General features: G+C 60.2%; 14 protein-coding genes. 10 read left to right on the top strand and 4 right to left on the bottom strand.

Going from position 1 to position 12,941, the window contains the following annotated elements; genetic code table 11:
* Positions 1 to 110: 110 nt before the first annotated feature.
* The gene (locus tag TM1040_RS13175; protein ID WP_011539079.1) at positions 111 to 1,010 is read right to left on the bottom strand and encodes a LysR substrate-binding domain-containing protein; all 900 of its coding nucleotides are present in this window, start codon (positions 1,008 to 1,010) and stop codon (positions 111 to 113) included.
* Positions 1,011 to 1,140: 130 nt separating this feature from the next.
* Between TM1040_RS13175 and TM1040_RS13170 the strand changes: the two genes are divergently transcribed.
* Entirely contained in the window at positions 1,141 to 1,821 is a 681-nt protein-coding gene (locus TM1040_RS13170; RefSeq protein WP_011539078.1) for a type 1 glutamine amidotransferase domain-containing protein, read from the top strand.
* A gap of 102 nt (positions 1,822 to 1,923) precedes the next feature.
* Here TM1040_RS13170 and TM1040_RS13165 read toward each other — a convergent pair whose 3' ends face one another.
* Entirely contained in the window at positions 1,924 to 2,571 is a 648-nt protein-coding gene (locus TM1040_RS13165) for a class I SAM-dependent methyltransferase (protein ID WP_011539077.1), read from the bottom strand.
* Positions 2,572 to 2,667: 96 nt separating this feature from the next.
* Here TM1040_RS13165 and TM1040_RS13160 point away from each other — a divergent pair, with 96 nt between their 5' ends.
* On the top strand, positions 2,668 to 3,567 hold the full coding sequence (locus TM1040_RS13160; RefSeq protein WP_044026797.1) for a LysR family transcriptional regulator: 900 nt from the start codon (positions 2,668 to 2,670) through the stop codon (positions 3,565 to 3,567).
* Positions 3,568 to 3,672: 105 nt separating this feature from the next.
* Here the strand turns inward: TM1040_RS13160 and TM1040_RS13155 are convergent, their stop codons facing one another.
* Positions 3,673 to 4,464 carry an EAL domain-containing protein gene (locus TM1040_RS13155; RefSeq protein WP_166485556.1) on the bottom strand — a complete coding sequence of 264 codons (792 nt, stop codon included), beginning with the start codon at positions 4,462 to 4,464 and terminating at the stop codon, positions 3,673 to 3,675.
* A gap of 363 nt (positions 4,465 to 4,827) precedes the next feature.
* Here TM1040_RS13155 and TM1040_RS13150 point away from each other — a divergent pair, with 363 nt between their 5' ends.
* The 5 genes from TM1040_RS13150 to TM1040_RS13125 all read left to right on the top strand — a co-directional run bounded on the left by TM1040_RS13150 (position 4,828) and on the right by TM1040_RS13125 (position 8,148).
* Positions 4,828 to 5,352 carry a hypothetical protein gene (locus tag TM1040_RS13150; RefSeq protein WP_254658823.1) on the top strand — a complete coding sequence of 175 codons (525 nt, stop codon included), beginning with the start codon at positions 4,828 to 4,830 and terminating at the stop codon, positions 5,350 to 5,352.
* A gap of 569 nt (positions 5,353 to 5,921) precedes the next feature.
* The gene (locus TM1040_RS13140; RefSeq protein WP_011539072.1) at positions 5,922 to 6,353 is read left to right on the top strand and encodes a c-type cytochrome; all 432 of its coding nucleotides are present in this window, start codon (positions 5,922 to 5,924) and stop codon (positions 6,351 to 6,353) included.
* Between the two features lie 11 nt (positions 6,354 to 6,364).
* Complete coding sequence (locus TM1040_RS13135; protein WP_044027178.1) at positions 6,365 to 6,706, top strand: copper resistance CopC family protein; 342 nt, start codon at positions 6,365 to 6,367, stop codon at positions 6,704 to 6,706.
* A gap of 2 nt (positions 6,707 to 6,708) precedes the next feature.
* Positions 6,709 to 7,575 carry a copper resistance D family protein gene (locus tag TM1040_RS13130; RefSeq protein ID WP_011539070.1) on the top strand — a complete coding sequence of 289 codons (867 nt, stop codon included), beginning with the start codon at positions 6,709 to 6,711 and terminating at the stop codon, positions 7,573 to 7,575.
* Positions 7,576 to 7,716: 141 nt separating this feature from the next.
* The gene (locus tag TM1040_RS13125) at positions 7,717 to 8,148 is read left to right on the top strand and encodes a c-type cytochrome (protein ID WP_011539069.1); all 432 of its coding nucleotides are present in this window, start codon (positions 7,717 to 7,719) and stop codon (positions 8,146 to 8,148) included.
* 105 nt (positions 8,149 to 8,253) lie between these two features.
* Here TM1040_RS13125 and parE read toward each other — a convergent pair whose 3' ends face one another.
* Positions 8,254 to 10,212, bottom strand: coding sequence for a DNA topoisomerase IV subunit B (gene parE / locus TM1040_RS13120; protein ID WP_044027176.1), 1,959 nt, complete (start codon positions 10,210 to 10,212; stop codon positions 8,254 to 8,256).
* A 212-nt stretch (positions 10,213 to 10,424) separates the two neighbouring features.
* Here parE and TM1040_RS13115 point away from each other — a divergent pair, with 212 nt between their 5' ends.
* The 3 genes from TM1040_RS13115 (at position 10,425) to TM1040_RS13105 (ending at position 12,855) form a co-directional block, all read left to right on the top strand.
* Positions 10,425 to 11,033, top strand: a complete 609-nt coding sequence (locus tag TM1040_RS13115) for a peroxidase-related enzyme (RefSeq protein ID WP_011539067.1) — start codon at positions 10,425 to 10,427, stop codon at positions 11,031 to 11,033.
* 96 nt (positions 11,034 to 11,129) lie between these two features.
* Positions 11,130 to 11,768 (top strand): DUF1007 family protein, encoded by a 639-nt coding sequence (locus TM1040_RS13110; protein ID WP_011539066.1) that lies wholly within the window; start codon positions 11,130 to 11,132, stop codon positions 11,766 to 11,768.
* 4 nt (positions 11,769 to 11,772) lie between these two features.
* Positions 11,773 to 12,855, top strand: coding sequence for a nickel/cobalt transporter (locus TM1040_RS13105; protein WP_011539065.1), 1,083 nt, complete (start codon positions 11,773 to 11,775; stop codon positions 12,853 to 12,855).
* The last annotated feature ends 86 nt before the right edge of the window (positions 12,856 to 12,941 follow it).

Below are 12,941 nucleotides of genomic sequence, written 5' to 3'. Positions count from 1 at the left end.
CGCGCTCAGCGTCGGCGAAGCGATTGCGCTGGCGACTTTGATGGGGCTCCCAAAAAGGCGTGGCATAAAGGCGGCCATAAGACCGTGGTGGGGCTGAAAGCTCCGAAAAATCAGGTGCTTGTCGCGGTGAGAGACAAAAGTAGGTCTCTCAGCCAGACATGACGGGGATCTCTGCGCTGGTGCGGGTGCCAGGCGATCTGGGTTGGAAAAGTCCCAAGATCGCGCGGCACTGCAACATTGCGCAGCCCATAAGGTGCCGCGACCATGGCGGCGATGCGGGCAGGGACAGTGGCGATCCCGTTGATACGGGCCACGGTCGGGGCGGCCGTCAGAAAATGCGACACTGCCACGGCTGTATTGCGCTGCAAGCCGCTGGCAGCGGTCAACTTATGCACTCCTGTCCGCCATCTGCCGGGGGGCGCGACGATCACATGGGGCAGGGTCTCATAGAGATCGAGATCCAGACTGGCGCCCTCGGGCAGAGCGGCTGGGGCGACGATGCAGCGAAACCCGTCACTAAAGAGATCCGAGACCACAAGATCGTCGGGGGGCGGTGCAAAGCGGCCAATGGCGAGGTCAAAGCTTTGGGCGGCGAGCTTGCGTGGATCTAGGTCAGGACCGATCGGCGCAAGCTCAAGCTGGGCTTTGGGGGCGTGCTGAGCAAAGGCTTCGGCCAGATCCGGCGCCAGCACCACTTCGGCGTAAGGGCCCAGCAGTAACCGGAAACGCCGGGTGCTGCGAATGGGGTCAAAGGGTTCTGCAGCGCGAAACGCCTGTTCGAGTCGATCGAGGCCGGCGGCGATGTCGGGCGCGATCTGTAGCGCTTTTTCAGTTGGCTCAACACCATAGCGTGCGCGCAGGAACAACTCATCGCCCAACGCATCCCGCAACCGTGCGAGCGCTGCACTGACCGTGCTTTGTGATTGTCCCAGACGGCGCGCAGCGGCAGTGACATTGCGCTCTTCCATAACGGCGTGGAAGACGCGAAGGAGCGATATATCAACAGTCATATGTCCAGAATATCGATTTCTGTCATGGTATGCATCAATTTCTCGATCTTCTGATCCTGCTTATATGAGGTGAGACGCGCCCCGCACACTCCTCCTGGGGCGTCACTGGACCACGTAAGGATATATAAACATGGCACGCATTTTGATCCTCTCCACCGCAGCCGATGTACTGGGCGACACCGGAAAACCGACGGGCGTGTGGTACGAAGAGCTGGCTACCCCGTACTACGCGTTCCTCGATGCCGGTCACGAGGTCACGCTGGTGACGCTCGAAGGTAAGCCTGTACCGATTGATCCGAACTCCGACGAAACTGGCGATGCGGCGCCGGCCTCGGTCACGCGGTTTCGCGCAGATGCAGCGGCAACAGCCTTGCTCGCCAAGCCCGGTCGCCTCGAAGACGAGGATGTCACCGCCTATGATGCGCTCTACATTCCGGGCGGGCACGGCGCGATGTATGACCTCGCCGAGAGCGCGACGGCAGCAGCCGCGATTGGCAAGGCCTGGGACAGCGGCAAGGTCGTCGCGTCGGTCTGCCATGGCCCTGCGGCCTTTGCCAAGGTTGTGGATGCCAAGGGCGAGCCCATCGTCAAGGGGCGCAAAGTGACCGCTTTCACCAACAGTGAAGAAACGGCCGTAGGGCTCGAAAAAGCGGTACCCTTCCTGCTTGAGACCAAGCTGCGCGAACTTGGCGCAGAGTTTGAGAATGTCGCGGATTGGCAGCCTCTTGCGGTGGCCGATGGTCAATTGGTGACCGGTCAGAACCCAGCCTCTTCGGAAGCTGCAGCCAAGGAAGTTCTGGCGCTATTGTAAGTCCATTGGGCGGTGCCTCGGATAGGGGCACCGCCCGCCTCTATATCGCAGCAAGCGATGCGCCTGCGTTCGGTGGCTTCAGCGGCTGGCGCAGGAAAGGCGTTAGAGTTTGCGCGCCACAACATAGTGGCTCTGCATCAGTCCGGGCTGGGAAATCACCTCGCAAATCTCGAATCCGGCACGTTCAATACGACGCTCAAGGTCCGGCACCGAAATGAAATTCACATAGGGCGCTTTTCCGATCCGCTGCATCAGCGGGATCGCGAGCGCACGAATGAGCGCGTATTTGATGCCACCGGCTTTTGGGGCGCAGACAGTTTTTGAGATAAAGACCCCGCCGGTTTTGGTCAGCGCAGCGATCCGCTGCAGCGATTGATCAAGATCATGCAACAGATGCAGCAGGTTATGCGCCAAAATGGCGTCATAGGCGCCGTCCTGAGGGTTGTGGTCGAGCGTCTCGGCCACTTTGAACGTCACGTTTTCGAGCCCTTCTTTCGCACGTTTCTCGGCAGCAATTTCGATCATGCCCGGTGCCAGATCCGTGCCGGTGATATGCGCAACATGCGGCGCCAGCAGCAAAGCGGTCGATCCCGTGCCGCAGCCGATCTCGAGCACATGGTCCTCCGGCTTCAGGTAGGATTTTGTGCGATCAAGCGTTTGCAGATAGCCGTCCATGTTGCGGATCGGGTCCGCCGCATACTTGCGCGAGATCTTGCTCCAGAACGCGGCATCCTTTGAAGAAGCGGCCATATCTCTACTTTCCGTTTGTGGTGTCAGAGCAACCTTTACATCCAAACACAGTTTTATGGAATTGATCCGCTTTGCAGGATGGTTATGCATTTATGCATGAACTGGAGTGCAATCAACTTTGACTGGAACCAGGTGAGATCCTTTCTGGCGACTGCCGAGGAAGGCTCGTTCTCGGCTGCCGCGCGCGTGCTGAACCAGACGCAGCCGACCGTGGGCCGTCAGGTTGGCGCACTCGAGGAGGCGCTTGGGGTCACCGTGTTTGAGCGTGTCGGCAAGTCGCTCCGACTTACGACGGCGGGTACGGAGCTATTGGTCCATGTCCGGGAGATGGCGGATGTCGCGAACAAGATTTCGCTGACTGCAACCGGCCAGTCGCAATCTGTCGAAGGGCAGGTCAGGATCACCGCGTCCGATGTGATGTCGACCTATCAACTGCCTGCCATGCTCAAACAGATCAGGCTTGCGGCGCCCCGGCTCGAAATCGACGTGGTTGCCGCCAATGATCTCCGGGACCTTCACCGGCGCGAGGCCGACATCGCGATCCGGCACATCCGCCCGACGCAGCCGGATTTGATCGCGCGGCTTGTGGCGCAGGCGAGCGCGCATCTCTATGCGGCTTCCTCCTATCTGGATCAGGTCGGACGGCCCAGAAGCGAGGAAGAGCTGGCTCAGTTGGACTTTGTCAGCTTTGGCGATGTCGAGAGGTTCATCGGGTTTCTCAATCCGGCGGGCATTCCGGTAACGCGCAAAAATTTCCGTATCGGATCGCACAGCGGGGTCGTGTCATGGGAACTGGTGCGCCAAGGCTTTGGCGTTAGTGTCATGTCAGATGATGTAGCAGCCCCAACCCCCGGAATTGAGAGAATTTTGCCGGACCGAGATCCTTTTGCGTTTCCGATTTGGCTGGCAACCCATTCAGAGCTGCACACCGCACGTCGGATCAGGCTGGTTTTTGACCAATTGGCCGAGCAATTTAAGGCGAGAGAAACCTCTTAAGGCACTCGTTTGGCGCAGAGTTCCGCACTTCGGGGGCCCCTCGAGCCGGCTATATACCCATGTTCGGCTCGCACGCCGGATGCGGACGACGCGCCTGCGAGGGCATCAGGCGGTTTTGCTTTCCTCGACACTCCGAAGCGCGTCGGGCCAGCGGACATCCGGAAGGGTCTCAAACCCTGGTTTTGCAAACAGCCAGCCCTGCATCAGGTCAACTCCTAGGTCATAGAGGCAGGAGAATTCCCCCTGCGTTTCAATACCTTCTGCAACGATGATGATGCCAAGCTGCTCCAGCATGGAGATGACGTGCCGCACGATGGTCTGTTTGACGCTTGACTGATCAATATTTCGGGTGAGTTCGGCGTCGAGTTTCACGACATCCGGCTGAAACCGGGACAATAGATCTAACCCGGCGTATCCAGCGCCGAAGTCGTCGATCGAGGTCAAAAAACCAAGGCGACGGTAGGTGCTGAGGATGTCGAGGAGATGCGGCGCAGAGATCCGTTCGACCTCGGTGAACTCAAACATGATCTGGGACACGGGAAACCCGGTCTTTTTTGCGGTCTCCAAGGTCAGGCGAATGCAGGCTTTGGGATCATAAACCGCATTGGGCAAGAAGTTGATCGACAAGAGCGACCCGGTGTCGCCGAGATCAAGGCGACTGGCGTGTTCGATCGCGGTCTTGCGGCATTTCTGGTCGAAGGCATAGAGGTTGTCGTCATTGACCTGCTCAAAGACCTGCGCAGCACCAGACCCATCCTGTCCGCGCACCAGGGCCTCATAGGCAAATACTTTGCCGGAGCCGACGGAGACAATCGGATGAAAAGCCATGGAAATGGGGACTTCGAAGCCTTTGCCGTTGCGACATGCTTTGCACTTTTCTGTATCCGTCAAGGTCATCTCCCTTCCATCTCTAAGCTCTTCTTTATGGCAAGAAGGTGAAGAAACCCTTGTCCAGAGCGCTATTCGCTTGTCCCGCAGCATTCTGAGCCGGGCGGTTCTGTCTGGAACGGGCCTCTCACACTGGCGCGAAACCTGCAGAAAAAGACGCGCGGGCGCGCTGCAAAAGGTTGCATATTCAACCTTTGGAAAATCAATTGGAGGTGTGTACAACTATGAAGAGTTTTTGCGCTGTGCTACGATAGCTGTGTGGGGCTGAGGCGTGAGGCGGAACATAGTCCGCTGTGACCTGTTTGCGCGCTTCATTCACCCCTATCCGAAGGGAGGGGAATGATGAATGGGTTTGGACGTCAATTTTTCAGAATGGCCGCAGTGTCATTCGGTGGGGCCATCGCCAGTTTTAGCGGTCCGTCAGAGGCAGCGGCGCAGGAGCAGCGATTTGCGGCCTATATCACGGGCTACGGGTTCTGGGATAACACGCCCCCAGGATCCGTCGCGATCTCGCACCCGGTGAAACACCGGCGAGCCGGCGGGATTGGCACTTATCGCGACCCGATCACCCTCGCTGTAGGCCACACTTTGAAAGGGCGCCGTGACATTCTCGATTTTCCCGCTGGGACAGTGTTTTATCTCCCGCGTCTCAAGAAATATGCAATCGTAGAGGACACTTGCGGCGACGGTCCGCGCCCGCAAGATGGTCCCTGTCATACCGGCGCGCGGGGCTATCCGTGGCTGGATCTCTGGGTCGGGGGGCAAACGGTCAGCCCGGCGCAATCTGAGAAATGCCAGTACAAGATCACCGCGGTGCAGATGGTGTATCTAGATCCCAAGCCCAACTACGAAGTCTACCCCGGCGAAGTGATCGCCTCAGGGTGCGCAGTGCATTAGGCGCAACGATCGCCTTTCCCGGGCCATGATACGGGCGCGATGTATTGCGCATTTGTCCGGTGTTCAGCACGAAAATGTCATGCGGGCGCCACGGCATGACAGTTGTTTCAACGCGCTCACTCCGCTAGGCAGGTGGGGTGAGCATCCTGCGCGCCATATTTGCGATCCCCTTGATTGCCCTGTTCTTGATCGGACCTCTGATCGAGAGCGCAGCGCATGCCAAAGGGGCAGGTTGTCTTAACGTGCAATGCTGTGATCGCGGACCAGAGGAAACCTTGGTTTCAAAGACTGAGGTTTCAAAGACCGATCCAAGCACTCAGATGGAAGCGAGCGCCGGGGACGATCTGGCCATGAAGGGCACTTGTGCGCTGATGGCCTGCCAGGCCGCTGCGCTGGTTGGGGTGCCGGCGATGGTGCATCCCCTCACGTTTCAGACAAGCTCCTGGGTTCAGATTGACCTCTCCCCACTCTCTCAGGGGCCCTCCGCGCTTGATCGGCCACCTAACAGCTGAACAAGGCAACGCCCCGGATGGCGTCTAGCTTTGTATTCAGACTGTTAGGAGAACTCCATGAACCAGAAATACCTGATCCTAGGTGCCAGCGTCGCACTGGCTGCTGCTGCTTTTGTTTTTCTTCGACCGGAGGCGTCAGGGACGGCGGCGCGGTCCCCCTCAGGTGACACGGCCAGCCTTGCGGCGATCACGATACCGGATCTTGCGGGCAATCAGATCGTCGGTCGCAATATCTTTGAGACAAGCTGTGCGGCCTGCCATGGTGCTCAGGGCGGCGGCAACCCCGAAGCGGGGCCGCCGCTTATTCACAAAATCTATGAACCGAGCCATCATGGCGACGAAAGCTTTCAACGCGCCGTCGCAAACGGGGTGCGCGCGCATCACTGGCACTTTGGTGACATGCCCCCGGTCGAGGGTCTCACACGGGGCAATGTGGCCATGGTGATCGACTATATTCGCGCGGTTCAGCGCGCCAACGGGATAAACTGAGGATGAAGACCATGAAGAAAACCGCACTGATCGTTTGGCTTGCCTGCATTTCTTCAGGCGCGTTTGCCCATTCCAGAGTGGATACGACCACCCCTGCGGATGGCGACGTCATGTCGGAGGTTCCGGCGCAGATCAGCTTTGATTTTGCGGATGACATTCGTCTCACGCGGGTCGAAATGACCCACGCAGAGCATCCGTCGGTGCAATTGGACCTGGGCGATCAAAAGAGCTTTGATCGCGCGTTCAACCTGCCTTTGAACGACATGGGGGCGGGCACCTACCAGATCGAGTGGCGCGGGCTCAGCATTGACGGCCATGCGATGCAGGGCGGCTTTACTTTCGAAGTGGAGTAAGCATGCCGGATATTTGGGCGCAGGCCGCGATACTGGTAAAAGTGCTCCTGTATGTGGGGGCATTGGGTGCAACCGGTCTGGTGATGATACGGCTGATCTTTGCCGCACAGACGGCACCAGCCGAGGCGCTGTTGCGCCGACAAATCCGAAGTCTTGGAGCGGTCGCTCTGATCGCGGCGGGCCTTGGCTTCAGCTTGCAGGGGGCCGCGTTGACCGGGGGGCTCGACGGGATGACCGACCCCGAGATGCTTGGTCTTTTGTGGCAAACCCCGGTGGGGGATGTGCTGCTCTACCGGCTGATCGGCGCGAGTCTGCTTGTGGTTGGGCCTGCATTCTTGCGTGTCGGCGAATGGGGCGCCTTGGCGGGAGGGTGTTTGTTGCTCTGGTCTTTTGCGCAGGTCGGACATGTGCCGAACCTCGCGCAGACCGGCGTCCAAGCGCTGTTGTTTCTGCATCTTCTAGGGGTTGCGTTCTGGATCGGGGTTCTGTCGCCATTGCACTGGTTGTGCCAACGGCGCGACCACCTGCAGGCGGCGGCGCAGCTTGGCCATCGCTTTGGACAGATTGCCCAATATGGTGTGCCCGCACTTGTCGGTGCGGGGGCGGTGTTGGGGGCCTTGCTTCTCGGGAGTGTCTCGGCGTTGCTGGGCACGTCTTACGGGCTGGCCTTTGTGACCAAGATTGCGCTTGTTGGCGCGATCCTTGCTCTGGCGGCAGCAAACAAGCTGCGGTTTGTTCCGGCGATGGCGGCAGGCGACAGTGCGGCTGCGCGCCATCTTGCCATATCCTTGCGGGTTGAGGGCGCTGCCTTTTTGGCAGTGCTCAGCGCAACCGCGGCATTGACCAGCCTGTTTTCCGTGCCCGGTTGAGCGAGCAGCCACACAGCCGACGGGAAAAACAGAAAATTCGCGTGGCCGGGAGGGACCGCATCCTCCGGGCCATGTTTACCCGCCGATGCACCGGGGGGATGGAGCCCCGCGCCGCGCGGGATAGATGACTTAGGAGAGAGAATGAGACGTTTTCTGGCGATCGCCACCTGTCTTGTGGCAAGTGGCGCAATGGCTGATCATGAGCTTGAGGGCCGTGACCTTGATCGGGGGCAGGCGCTATACGGGGACTATTGCGCCGCGTGTCATGGCGCAAACCTCGAAGGCCAGCCCGACTGGCAAACGCCGGGGGCGGATGGGGTCCTGCCGGCGCCCCCACATGACGAGACGGGACATACCTGGCATCACGACAACCAGCTTTTGTTTGACTACACCAAACAAGGCGGCGCCGAGGCTCTGGCTGCGCGCGGAGTGTCGGGTTTTCCCAGCGGCATGCCAGCCTTTGCTGACAGCCTCAGCGATGAAGAGATCTGGGATATTCTGGCCTATATCCGCTCCACCTGGCCCAAACGGGTTCAGGATATCCACGCAGACCGAAACCCACGCCACGACTGACACCTGCGCAGACTGCTCCCCGGCGCAGGCGCCCACAGTGCTTTCACAGATATGCGCATAAAGCGGGCATAGGGCAGCGCGATTGAGGCACTGCCCAACGGGGTCTTAAACGTCCAGTTCCTCGACGAACTTGGCGTTCTCCTGGATGTACTGGAATCGCAGCTCGGGCTTTTTGCCCATCAGGCGTTCCACAAGGTCGCTAGTCTCGCCGGGCTCGTCCTCGTCGATGGTGACGCGGATCAGCTTGCGGGTCTTGGGATCCATCGTGGTTTCCTTCAGGTCCTTGGCATCCATTTCACCAAGACCCTTGAAGCGCGACACGTCGATCTTGCCTTTGCCGCCCAGACCTTTTTCCATCCACATGTCGCGCTCGGCCTCGTCGAGGCAGTAGACGCGCTTGGCCCCCTGGGTGAGGCGGAACAGGGGCGGGCAGGCGAGATAGAGATGGCCACCGTCAATCAGCGGCCGCATCTGGGTAAAGAAAAAGGTCATCAGAAGCGACGCGATATGTGCACCGTCCACATCCGCATCGGTCATGATGATGATCTTGTCATAGCGCAGGTCATCAAGGTTGAACTTGGTTCCTAGCCCCACCCCCAGCGCTTCGCAGAGATCTCGGATCTCGGCGTTCGAGGTAAGCTTGCCCGAGGCCGCACCGAGCACGTTCAGGATCTTGCCCTTGAGCGGCAGGAGCGCCTGATACTCGCGGTTGCGCGCGCCTTTGCCGGAGCCACCGGCCGAGTCCCCCTCGACGATGAACAGTTCGGTGCCCGAGCGATCCTTGGATGTACAATCCGTGAGCTTGCCCGGCAGGCGCAGTTTCTTGGTGGCGGATTTACGGGCGGTTTCCTTTTCCTGTCTGCGGCGCAGACGTTCCTCGGCGCGCAGGATCAGGAAATCAAGGATGGCGCCCGCGGATTTTGTATCGGCCGCAAGCCAGTTGTCGAAATGGTCGCGCACCGAGTTTTCAACCATCTTGGCCGCGGCTTCGGTCGACAGGCGGTCCTTGGTCTGGCCCACAAACGCCGGGTCAGCGATAAAACAAGAGACCAGCGCACAGCCACCCGCCATCAGGTCGTCGCGGGTGATCTGGCCTGCCTTCTTGTTGCCGACCAGCTCGCCATAGGCCTTGATCCCCTTGAGGATCGCGGACCAGAACCCCGCGACATGGGTGCCGCCTTCCGGGGTGGGGACGGTGTTACAATAAGACTGGGTGAACCCGTCGCGCGAGGGCGTCCAGTTGATCGCCCATTCCACATAACCCGGCTCGCCGAACTTCTCGCGAAACTCGACTTTGCCTGCAAAGGGGGCATCGGCATAAACCGAGGATTTGCCCAGCACTTCGGTGAGGTAATCGCGCAGACCACCAGGGAAATGGAATGTCGCTTCCTGTGGGGTCTCTCCGTCATCAATGGCGGATTTCCAACGGATCTCGACGCCCGAAAAAAGATAGGCCTTGGAGCGCACGAGCTTGAACAGGCGCGCCGGTTTGAACCGGTGCGAGCCAAAGATCTGCTCATCAGCGTGAAATGTCACCGTGGTGCCGCGCCGATTGGGGGCAGCGCCGATTTTTTCCACACCGCCCAAGGGCTTGCCGCGCGAAAACCGCTGTTCGAACAATTCCTTGTTCTTGGCCACCTGAACCACCAGCGAATCCGAGAGCGCGTTTACAACCGAAGAGCCAACCCCGTGCAGGCCGCCCGATGTCTGGTAGGCCTTGCCCGAGAACTTGCCGCCTGCGTGCAGCGTACAGAGGATCACCTCCAGCGCGGATTTGTCGGGAAACTTCGGGTGCGGATCAATTGGAATGCCGCGCCCGTTGTCGCGCACGGTCAGCGAATAATCCGCGTGCAGCTCCACCTCGATGCGGTTGGCATGACCCGCGACCGCCTCGTCCATGGAGTTGTCGAGGATCTCGGCCACCATGTGATGCAACGCGCGCTCATCCGTGCCACCGATATACATGCCGGGGCGCTGACGCACCGGTTCGAGGCCCTCGAGAACCTCGATCGAGGAGGCGTCATAGGTGTCAGACGAAGAGGGGCTCAGAAGGTCATCTGCCATGTGCGGATCGCTGCTCATTCTTTGATGTGGTTTGATCTCATTATGGCGCATGTCATCGGGCGGGGAAAGAGGTCTGCGCGGGTCAACGCAAATGGAGCTCTGCGGGGGCGTGGAACACAGGTCTGACGAAATGTGATCAAATCCAGCGCGCTTAACAATTGAAACATCACACTGTGGCAATAGGATGGATCTCGCATCAGAGGAGGTTGTCGATGGCATGGATCAAGACGGTCGCATTCGGCGACGCCACGGGAAAACTGCGCAAACTCTATGATCGGGTGACTGGCCCCGGCGGCAATGTCGACAATATCATGATGGCGCATTCATTGCGCCCGCACACGATGGAAGGGCATATGGCCCTTTACAAGAACGTCCTGCACCACAGCGGCAACGAGCTGCCCAAATGGGTGCTCGAGATGATTGGCGTCTGGGTGTCCTCTCTCAACGGCTGTGCCTATTGCGTGGAGCATCATTTTGCCGGGCTGAAACGGCTGATGCGGGACGATGCGCGTGCCGAAGCCATCCGCGCCGCGATCGAGGCGCGCGACATCAAGGCCCTGCCGGTGCGCGCCTGCGAGATGGCCGCGATGGATTATGCCCGGAAACTGACGCAGGCCCCGACCGAGATGATGGCCGCGGATCTCGAGCCCCTGCGCGCAGAAGGGCTGAGCGATGGTCATATCCTCGAAATCAATCAGGTGGTGGCCTATTTCGCCTATGCCAATCGCACGGTGCTCGGGCTGGGCTGCTCGACCGAAGGCGACGTTCTCGGCCTTAGCCCCGGCAACAGTGACGACCCCACGGATTGGGGGCACGCCTGAGGCGCTGCACGTGCCAGTGGCGAATTCCGGCACACCCGGCGGGGGCCGGGGTTTCCGCCCTTGAAGCACTGCAGACAGTTCTCTAGCGTCGCGGTCATGATCAGGACATTTGCCACCCTTGCCGTTCTTGCTGCGCCGCTTCCTGTGCTGGCGCACCCGCATATTTTTGTCGATAGCGGTCTCAAACTCGAGGTGGACGCCGAGGGCTTTCTCAAAGCTGCCGAAGTGACCTGGGTCTATGATGACTTTTACACGCTTCTTGTCTTCGAAGACATGATGCTCGACAGCGATTTCGACGGCGCGCTGACGCCCGCTGAACTCGAGCGGTTGAAGGGATTTGATCTCAACTGGGTCGAGGGCTACGAGGGCGATCTCTATCTCACCCAGCGCGACACGCAACTCAGTCTTGGCGCGCCAGAGCATCTGAGCACCGAGGTCCGCGATGGCGTGATCATCACCCGGCATCGGCGCCCGGTGACAGAACCTGTCCCGGTTTTGGCCAATGGGGTGACGGCGCGGATGTATGATCCGACCTATTACACCGCATATGATCTGAACCGAGGGGTCGAGATCACCGGGCCCTGCGCCGCGCAGGTGACGCCGCCCAATCTGGATCAGGCCTACACATTGGTCGAAGAGCTGCTCTATTCGATGCCCACCGAGCAGGCCGAGGACGCGTTCCCGGAGGTTGGCTCCGCGTTTGCATCCACCGTCGCCGTGGCGTGTGAGGGCTGAGAGGGTGCGGCACCTCCCAGGGATTGTGTTGGCGATCACGCTGGTTGCCCTTGCTGCGCTTGCGATCTGGCTCTGGGGGCTTGGCGGCGCGGATCATATCCTGCGCGCGGCTTCCGAGGCGCAGCGTGATGCGCAAAACGCGATGGCACGGGGATTGCGCGCGCTGAAAGGCGGCCAGCCCGGCGCATGGTGGGGGCTCATGGGGGTCTGTTTTGCCTATGGTTTTTTTCATGCGGCAGGTCCGGGCCACGGCAAGCTGGTCATCGGCGGCTATGGTCTTGGCAGTGCGGTGACGCTTTGGCGGCTTTCGGCGCTGGCGGTGGCGTCGTCGCTGGCGCAGGCGGCGACTGCGGTGCTCTTGGTGCTGTCTGGTGTGTGGCTGTTTGATTGGGGGCGAGAGCGCCTGACGGCTACGGCAGAGGATCTGTTGGCACCGGTGTCTTATGCGCTGATGGCGCTTTTGGGCCTTTATCTGCTCTTGCGTGGGTTGCGACGGGGCTGGCGGCTGCGCGCGGCTGAGGCCGGGCCGCACGCACATGCGGATCATCACCACGTGCCTGCAGGGACAGGTGGTGCGCAGGACCATGCGCCTGTCGCCCTCCAGAGTGTCGGGACGCATCATAACCATCATCATGACCATCAGCATCATGACCATGATCACCACGATCATCATGACCACGGCCACAACCATCACGCCCATGGTCCGGGCGAAGTTTGCGCCAGTTGCGGCCATCGCCACGGCCCAACCCTGCAGGAAGCGGCAAGCCTGCGCTCTTGGCGCGAGGCCGTGGCCATCATTCTGAGCATTGCCGCGCGGCCCTGCACAGGGGCAGTGTTCCTGCTCCTGCTGACCTGGAGACTGGATGTGCTCGGGGCCGGTGTGGCTGGGACTTTTGCGATGGGGCTTGGGACAGCGAGCGTCACCCTCTGCGTCGCGCTTCTCGCCGCTGGCGTACGTGGCGGGCTCCTTATGCGGGTGCTTTCGGCGGGGGGCAATCGCGGCGCGCAGATGGCGGCCGCCCTCGAGATTGCCGCCGGGGCGCTGGTGCTGGCGCTCTGTCTGCAGCTGTTGCTGCGCAGCCTCTGATTGCACTCTCGCGGTCGCACACGCAGACAGGCGCTGTGGGGTTTGGCTGTTTCAGAGTTTCTATTCTGCCCAATCCTTGTGCAATT

It is taken from the genome of Ruegeria sp. TM1040 (genome assembly GCF_000014065.1).
Classification (GTDB): domain Bacteria; phylum Pseudomonadota; class Alphaproteobacteria; order Rhodobacterales; family Rhodobacteraceae; genus Epibacterium.
This window is presented reverse-complemented; position numbering and strand designations above follow the sequence as displayed.

What these genes read in the sequence shown, in the direction of transcription:
- TM1040_RS13150 (WP_254658823.1), top strand. Translation starts at nt 4,828, where the DNA reads ATGGCCGCAGTGTCATTCGGTGGGGCCATCGCCAGTTTTAGCGGTCCG.
- TM1040_RS13170 (WP_011539078.1), top strand. Translation starts at nt 1,141, where the DNA reads ATGGCACGCATTTTGATCCTCTCCACCGCAGCCGATGTACTGGGCGAC.
- TM1040_RS13135 (WP_044027178.1), top strand. Translation starts at nt 6,365, where the DNA reads ATGAAGAAAACCGCACTGATCGTTTGGCTTGCCTGCATTTCTTCAGGC.
- TM1040_RS13155 (WP_166485556.1), bottom strand. Translation starts at nt 4,464, where the DNA reads ATGACCTTGACGGATACAGAAAAGTGCAAAGCATGTCGCAACGGCAAA.
- parE (WP_044027176.1), bottom strand. Translation starts at nt 10,212, where the DNA reads ATGGCAGATGACCTTCTGAGCCCCTCTTCGTCTGACACCTATGACGCC.
- TM1040_RS13110 (WP_011539066.1), top strand. Translation starts at nt 11,130, where the DNA reads ATGATCAGGACATTTGCCACCCTTGCCGTTCTTGCTGCGCCGCTTCCT.
- TM1040_RS13140 (WP_011539072.1), top strand. Translation starts at nt 5,922, where the DNA reads ATGAACCAGAAATACCTGATCCTAGGTGCCAGCGTCGCACTGGCTGCT.
- TM1040_RS13130 (WP_011539070.1), top strand. Translation starts at nt 6,709, where the DNA reads ATGCCGGATATTTGGGCGCAGGCCGCGATACTGGTAAAAGTGCTCCTG.
- TM1040_RS13160 (WP_044026797.1), top strand. Translation starts at nt 2,668, where the DNA reads ATGAACTGGAGTGCAATCAACTTTGACTGGAACCAGGTGAGATCCTTT.
- TM1040_RS13175 (WP_011539079.1), bottom strand. Translation starts at nt 1,010, where the DNA reads ATGACTGTTGATATATCGCTCCTTCGCGTCTTCCACGCCGTTATGGAA.
- TM1040_RS13165 (WP_011539077.1), bottom strand. Translation starts at nt 2,571, where the DNA reads ATGGCCGCTTCTTCAAAGGATGCCGCGTTCTGGAGCAAGATCTCGCGC.
- TM1040_RS13125 (WP_011539069.1), top strand. Translation starts at nt 7,717, where the DNA reads ATGAGACGTTTTCTGGCGATCGCCACCTGTCTTGTGGCAAGTGGCGCA.
- TM1040_RS13115 (WP_011539067.1), top strand. Translation starts at nt 10,425, where the DNA reads ATGGCATGGATCAAGACGGTCGCATTCGGCGACGCCACGGGAAAACTG.